Here is a 7590-nt window from a genome sequence, read left to right as displayed (position 1 = left end):
ATCTTCTTTATCCGTATATTGTGATATATATATTTTATTTATAATCTTTTTTGTTGCATCCATATTAAGATCTATTCTGCCATAAGTTTTTAAGCTATACCCTCTTGATTTAATTATCTCTTCCACATTTTCAGAGGTTAAAATTAATCCATAAACTGATGATTCTTCATTGATTTTTAAGATTTCATTTTTTACTATATTCATAGATTTATCTTGTAATGAACTTAAAATAATATTTTTTGTCAATTTTATCATCTCCTTTTTTTACAAAACCACTTGACTTTTGTCTCACTTTATGTTATTATAATATTGATATGCATTTTATCGTTCATAAAATCTAACTTTTAGTATATTACATTTATATTTTTTTGTCAATAAATCAAAAGTAGTTTATCTACTCTTTTTTTATGCAAAAATATATAAAATATAAATTCTTTACAATTAAAATAAGGCAAGATTATAATCACCTTGCCCTTCTTATATTAATAAATCACGACTGTAGTTGTATCTAACACATTATCATAAATCCATTGAGCATTTTCTACTGCCAATCTGATACATCCATGACTTAAAGCTTCACCCAATCTATCGTCAATTATCTCAGTTCCTTCAGCATTAAAAAGAATTGAATGATAATAGTAGCTGCCTCTAATTCTTGTAGCATATTTTACTCTATAAGTATCAGAGCCAAAATATGGCTTTCTACCTGTTATATAAAAAGTCCCTGTAATAGTTGGTGTACTAGGCTTACCTACAGTACAACTCCACTTATAAATCAACTCCCACTGATTATTTTGACCTTTTTTAAATACATAAGTTAATCTATTTTTCAAATTAGTAGTTATTAAATTTATAGTTGGACTTTTAATATTATTATCATTCACAAACTTAACCATATCTGTATCAAAATAAGTAAAATCATATCCACCTGGTTCCATGCCATCATTACTTAAAAACACATTAAATATATATCCCTCTTTATCATTATAAATAACTCTACTCCAATCTCCATTTACATCTAAAACTTGTACCCTTGATTTGGCTGGAACTATAGCTACTGGATTTGATGCTGAGTCTGGATAAGATCTTAATATGGCATCTGTCCAAGTATATTGTGTTTTTGATAAATATTCGTTATAAACAAACCCTCTTTGACCATTATAAACTACTTCATACCAATCTTCTTCTGCATCAATAACTTGAACTTTTGAACCTGCTGGTATAACTGTTATAACATTACCTTGTGTAGACTTTTCGTCTCTTAAGTTAAGATTAGCAAGCGTATATTTTACACTATCATTTGGATTCACTTGTCTTTTATTTCTATGCATATACCCACCCCATAATAAATAGTTTTACAATATTTTATGAATTCTTAATAGTAATTGTTCTTTTATTAGTATATAAAAAATTCGCTTCGCTCATGTCGCCAACGGCTTCGCCCGTTGCTCAAGTAATAAAGTTGGAAATTATATGTTATCCACAGAACAGATAACATATAATTTCCTTACAATTAAAAAAACTCCTAGATGTGGACTTACCACTTCTAGGAGTTTAAAATTATATAGCAAAGATAGTTTTACCTTCTTTAATTGTTTCTACAACTTTTATAGTATCTAATTCTTTTGCTGGTATTTCTAATGGGTTTTTATCAAGTATTACCATATCTGCTAACTTACCAACTTCTAAAGATCCTTTTACATCTTCTTCAAAGTATTGATAAGCTCCATTTATAGTAACAGCTTTTATAGCTTCCATTACTGATATTCTTTGGTGTTCACCTAAAACTCTTCCACTTTCTGTTGTTCTGTTTACAGCAGTGTGTATACCTATTATTTGGTTAGGTAATTTTACTGGTGGATCTTGATGTAGTGTGAATTTTATACCTTTTTCTAATGCCCATCCTATTGGAGATATATTTTGAGCTCTTTCTGGTCCGAACACTTTATCGTGGTGTAAATCTCCCCAGAATCTAACGTGATCGTTGAAGAATGTAGGCACAGCATTTAATGCTTTAACTCTATCTAATTGATCATATCTTAAAGCTTGGCAGTGAACCATAACTGGTCTTAATTCAGTTCCGTGTCCTGTTATTTCAACAGCTTTTTCGTAACATCTTAAGAATTGTTCACAAGCTTCATCTCCGTTAACATGTACGTGAACTTGAAGATTCATGTTTATACAATCAACAAAATAATTAGTTACTACTTCATCAGTTTGAGTTCCATATCCACAGTAGTCAGCAGGTTGTCCCTCTGGAACTACATGATATGGCTTACTTAACCAAGCAGTAAATCCTTGTGGAGAACCGTCTAACCAAGTTTTAGCTCCACCTAATTTATAGTGATTGAAGTATTCTCTCTTTGGAGTTCCTTCATTTTTCATTAAGTTTTTAGTTGATGGTTGAGTAGCAAGCCCTACTATATCTATGAATAACATATTGTTTTGAGCACAAGCCCCTAACATGTGATTGTAGTGATTAGCTTCTTCTACAGATGCATCTTGAGTAGTTGTAACTCCAAGTGAAGCATATATTTTTTGAGCTCTAACTATAGCTTTTAATACATCTTCAAATCCTGGACTTGGTACTACTTTTTTCTTTTCACTATCTAATATAGCATTTTCTTCTAATACACCATTTGGCTCTTTTGAATCAGGAGATACAGTTCTTACAACTCCACCTTCTGGTACTATGTAATCATCTCCGCAGTATCCGTAAAGCTCTAAAGCTCTTGAGTTTACAGCCGCTAAGTGTCCTGAAGCATGAGAAACTGTTATTGGTATTTCTTTGCTTACAGTATCTAAATCAAATTTAGTTGGATGTTCTCCACCTTCAAATTTAGTATTATCATAACCAAACCCTATTAGCCATTTTCCTTCTTCTACTGGGTTTTCTTTTAATTCTTTTCTTAATCTTTCTAATAACTCTTCTTTAGAAGTTACATCTCCTAACATAACTATCATTAAAGTTTGAGCTATAGCAACTATATGACCATGTGGATCTATAAATCCTGGTAATACCGTTTTCTTATTTAAGTCAATTCTCTCTGCCTCTTTATCTAATGCTAAAATTTCATCATTAGTTCCAACAGCTTTTATTTTGCCATCTTCAATTAAGATAGCTTCTGCAACAGTTTCATTTTGGTCTACTGTTATTACATTTCCATTAAAATATATTTTTTTCATACGTCAATCTCCCTTTTAGAAATTTGTCTTAATTTCAATAAATTAAACATACTTTAAAATTATTATCACATGAATAAAAACAGCAGACCATGTTTATTTTTACATAAAATTTTATGCATTTGCACAATTGACTTTTATAATACAACACGTCACGAATTATAATAAATATTTAATAATAGTACATAAGTAAATTTTACTTTTATCGCTTATATCATCTAAATTTATATCTAAAATCTCTTCTATTTTATTTACCTTATAATTGAGTGTATTCCTATGAATAAATAAAGCACTAGCTGTTTCATTCATTTTACAATTATTTTCATAATAAGAAGTTATAACTTTTAAATAATCAGTATTATTCATATTATCATATGCTTCTAATACCCCCAAATTATTTTCATAAAATTTCTTTAAATTTTCTTTACTGTCCATATCTAAAAATAATCTATATACATCTATATCACTAAATCTAATATTTGATTTTTCATTTCTAAGGATCTTATTAATTTGAAGTATTTTTTTACTTGCTTCATATCCATTATGAAAAGTTTCTAATGTGCAATCTTTTTTATCCATTCCCAGATAAAACTCTAATTCTATAAATTCTTTCATTAGCTTAATATATAATTTTTTCATTAATTCTTCAGTATCTTCATACATAATATTATTAAATACTATAATAATATGATTGCCTACACTAAAAGCAAAAAAATTACTTCTTACATAATTCAGCTCTACATCTATAAAATTAGTAACTTGTATCATTTCAGCATTTAAATCAATATTATCAATATCCTTTGAGTTTACTTCAATTATAGTTACATAGTAGTTCCAATTTGGCTTATACCCAACTTTACTAAATACAGGCATAAATAGATCTTTATGATCAGGTAAAAATATAGCATCTTTTATAGCATTAGATAGCTCTATATAATTTTTTTCTGACTCAATAATACGAGCAGACAAATACCTCATAGTATCTCTCATCTCTACTCCCCAAGAAACAGAAAAAACAGGATAATCATTTTCATTACAGTAATTTATTATTTCTTCATCAACTTCATCAATATACTTTCCTATATATATGATAATTCCACTAGCTAACATCTCATGAGTTTTTTTAACAAGATTAAATAAATCATCCTTTGATGTCATTGCTAATCCGGTAGTAAAAAGTAATTCTCCACCTTGTAAAAAACTAGCTACTTCTACACTCTCAACTAATTGAGTCCATCTCACTTTGTTTTTTAATCCGTTTTCTCCTGCTAGGAGTTTTACTTCATGCTTTTTTATTTCATTATATAGATATTTCAATCCTACTGACATTTCCTTCTCCTCTGATTCTTAATTTTTACTAATCAACTTGTATTATATTACAAAATATGAAAACAATAAAGTTTTGTCATTTTAATAGGCTTGATACCAAACCATTAGTACCAAGCCCTTTTAATTATTTATTATTTACTTTTTTCATATTTCTTTTCATATCTTGTATATTTTCTTTTACTGATGCTTTAAGTTTTTCTCCCTTTTCTTTGGTAATTACTTTTTCACTTACCATTTTATCAATTTTTTCACATTCAGCATTATAAATCTGTTCTTTAATTTCATCCTTTTTAGCTTCTCTATCTTTGATCATATAAGAGTCAATTCTTTTAACATCATCTTCTGTAAGCACTCCACTTTCTTTTAATTGACTGATACTTTCTTTTAGTACCCTTCCGCCTCTTGGACAAGGGCACTTAGGAGATGAATTATCCTCACTATATGTAGATGTAGTTGTTGTGCCTTCAATAGCATCAGCTTTCAAACTACCCCCACATAAAGCTCCAAGTATTATAGATAATGTAAATATTGTTAAAGCTATAGTCTTATTATTTTTTTTCATTTCTTACCTCCTTTTTGTTTACAAAAGTACTTTTGATTATACTTACTTTTCCCAAAAAGCTTAATTAAACCTTAATAATCTAATTTTTTTGAAAAAAATACCTACATAATTTTAATTTATGTAGGTATTTTGTAAATTTATAATACGAGTTTATCTACCACCAGTTAGTACTCCGTAAACTTTTCTCATATATTTTCTCATAAATATTGCAACACATGAACATATTGTTATTGTTATTATAGGTGCCACAAAAAATATTATTAAACTACTCATAGAGCTTATTGGCATTACCTTAAACCATATTTTTTTAATAATAGATTGCAACGGAATATGGAAGAAATAAATGAATATCCCGTATTTTGCCAATCTCATTTCTTTTCCTAAATCAAACTTATTCTTAAATCTTTCTCCTACTACATCATATAAAAACCATGCAAACGGAACACCACATAAGATTATTATATTTTCTGCAAGTAGCAATACATAATCATAGTATGGAATTTGAGGCATATATATTAAAACAGTTTTTAGCACTATAGCTAGAATATATCCTAATCCAAATAAATATCCTTTATCCTTATATTTCTTAAAGTATAAATCAAAATTACCTATGGCAAAACAAGCACCTACGGCAAACATTAATATAGGATAGTAAATTACATCAAAAAACCAGAATACTGTTATTACTAGTAAAGCTTTATCCTTTAATTTATCTATTATATAGTAGATTATTGGTGAAATTACTACATTTATCATTAATGCTCTAATATACCAAAACTGATATGGCAAAGGATAAATATAAGTATTTTTAAATAATTCTACTGCATTATAATCAGCTATTATTCTATCTGAGAACATGGCTCTACCAAAAGCAGTAAGTTCTACTAAGTATAATATGATAAGCCATCCTGTACACCATATAAAATAAGGTATAAATAAGCTTTTAAATCTTTTTTTGTATTTTGATATAAATGCCTCTGTTGATGGTTTAAATTTATAAAAGAATAGATATCCTGAAATTACAAAGAACATAGGTACAGCTATTCTTACGATTCCTTGTCCTATAACATTTTGTACTAATGTATTTACATTAAGTACAGATGAGTTTTCCAAGTTGTTAGAATGAAGAATAACAACAAAGAAAGTCATAAATAAAGACATATTTTTAAGTTTATTACTAAGGTATTTGTCCATAAGTTCCCCTCTTTCTGCATTTTAACATTTATTTTGCTAATTTTCTAATTGTCTACACTTTAAAATACCATAATTTCTTTTTTTTATCAATAAAACTAATATTACATTTATGTTATATTTCTAAATATTTCATATTATATATCTAAAAAATTTTCTTTCATAACTTAATCATAAAAAATATATATTAAAGTATAAAATTCTTATCATTAAAAAAAGTTGTACTATTTATTTATAGACAACTTTCTTTTATCTTATTCTTATATGAGTTATATTATATTCACATCCTTTAAGTATTTTATAAAGTCATCTACATCACTTCTGGCTTCATTCAACCCTAGACCATATTTATCCATAATCATAAAAACGATTTCTTCTTCATTTTCAACATTTTCAAGATTGTTCCAAATAAAACTTCCTATATTATTTACCTTTATTATTCCTTTAAAAGATGATGCTGTCTCACCTATTGGAACTAAAGCATTTTCTCCACAAATAGTTCTCATACAAAATTCTTTTTTTATTTTCATAACGACTTCCCCCTTAAAGCTATTATTCATATTAAAGTAATAGCTTTGTTAAAAATATATTGATATTCTATAAATATTATATTAATTTTAAACCCATGTCAATGTAAATATAAAAACATTTTCCCAGCTATAAAATTCATTATTTTTACTACTTAATTCTTTTTAGCCAAAATCATATAAATAATTAAAGAAATCTTACCATAATACTTTAATTATCATTGGTCAAAAATGTAACTTATCCAATTCCAAAAAGTTAGAATATTTTAAATATTTTCACTTAAATTATATATAATAAGAGGAGGTAAATATGACATGCACACTTTAGAAACCTTTGTACAAAATTTATGTGGTTAATTCAACAACAATGAACAGTTTAAGGCAAACCGACAGTAACATAATAACTTACCCTAAGGCCTGTCATATAAATGGCATATGTAATACTAAAATCAAAAACTTACCTAAAGATTTTAAAGAATATTTTGTAATAAAAGAGAGCTATTATGAGCAAGGTGGTAGAATAAATGCACTACCACATTTATTTCTATTTACTCTAAACAAAAAATAAAGTAGTTTTAGATTCCTACGAAATCCCAGAATCAATCTCCAACAAAGATTTTAGAAATAATAATCAAAATTTTATATTTTATAAATCAAATAGCTATAGTTTAATTTATTACATGAAAAAAGAAGGTGATAATAGGAGTCACCTTCTTTTTTCAAAACACATGTTATCTATATATTTAATCTATTTTATCTATTTTATTTTATTACTACAAAGTAACAACTTGTATGTCA

General features: G+C 27.2%; 7 protein-coding genes. All 7 read right to left on the bottom strand.

Annotated features, from left to right (window positions below; translation table 11 throughout):
* The coding region (locus NSA58_RS12630) for a DUF6323 family protein (protein ID WP_257560520.1) at positions 1–246 on the bottom strand (246 nt) is incomplete at its 3' end.
* A 236-nt stretch (positions 247–482) separates the two neighbouring features.
* Positions 483–1331 carry a L,D-transpeptidase family protein gene (locus NSA58_RS12625; protein ID WP_074079747.1) on the bottom strand — a complete coding sequence of 283 codons (849 nt, stop codon included), beginning with the start codon at positions 1329–1331 and terminating at the stop codon, positions 483–485.
* 229 nt (positions 1332–1560) lie between these two features.
* Positions 1561–3186, bottom strand: a complete 1626-nt coding sequence (locus NSA58_RS12620; protein WP_039679044.1) for an amidohydrolase — start codon at positions 3184–3186, stop codon at positions 1561–1563.
* 156 nt (positions 3187–3342) lie between these two features.
* A complete protein-coding gene (locus NSA58_RS12615) occupies positions 3343–4512 on the bottom strand; it encodes a PucR family transcriptional regulator (RefSeq protein ID WP_074079748.1) in 1170 nt (389 codons plus the stop codon).
* A 124-nt stretch (positions 4513–4636) separates the two neighbouring features.
* On the bottom strand, positions 4637–5074 hold the full coding sequence (locus NSA58_RS12610) for a hypothetical protein (protein ID WP_039679046.1): 438 nt from the start codon (positions 5072–5074) through the stop codon (positions 4637–4639).
* Between the two features lie 150 nt (positions 5075–5224).
* Positions 5225–6268, bottom strand: coding sequence for an acyltransferase family protein (locus NSA58_RS12605; RefSeq protein ID WP_039679047.1), 1044 nt, complete (start codon positions 6266–6268; stop codon positions 5225–5227).
* A gap of 266 nt (positions 6269–6534) precedes the next feature.
* Positions 6535–6795 carry a PqqD family protein gene (locus NSA58_RS12600; protein WP_039679048.1) on the bottom strand — a complete coding sequence of 87 codons (261 nt, stop codon included), beginning with the start codon at positions 6793–6795 and terminating at the stop codon, positions 6535–6537.
* Positions 6796–7590: the final 795 nt, after the last annotated feature.

Source organism: Terrisporobacter muris, assembly GCF_024621905.1.
GTDB classification, from domain to species: domain Bacteria; phylum Bacillota; class Clostridia; order Peptostreptococcales; family Peptostreptococcaceae; genus Terrisporobacter; species Terrisporobacter muris.
Note: the sequence above shows the minus strand (reverse complement) of the source record. Positions and strands in the feature narration are given on the sequence as shown.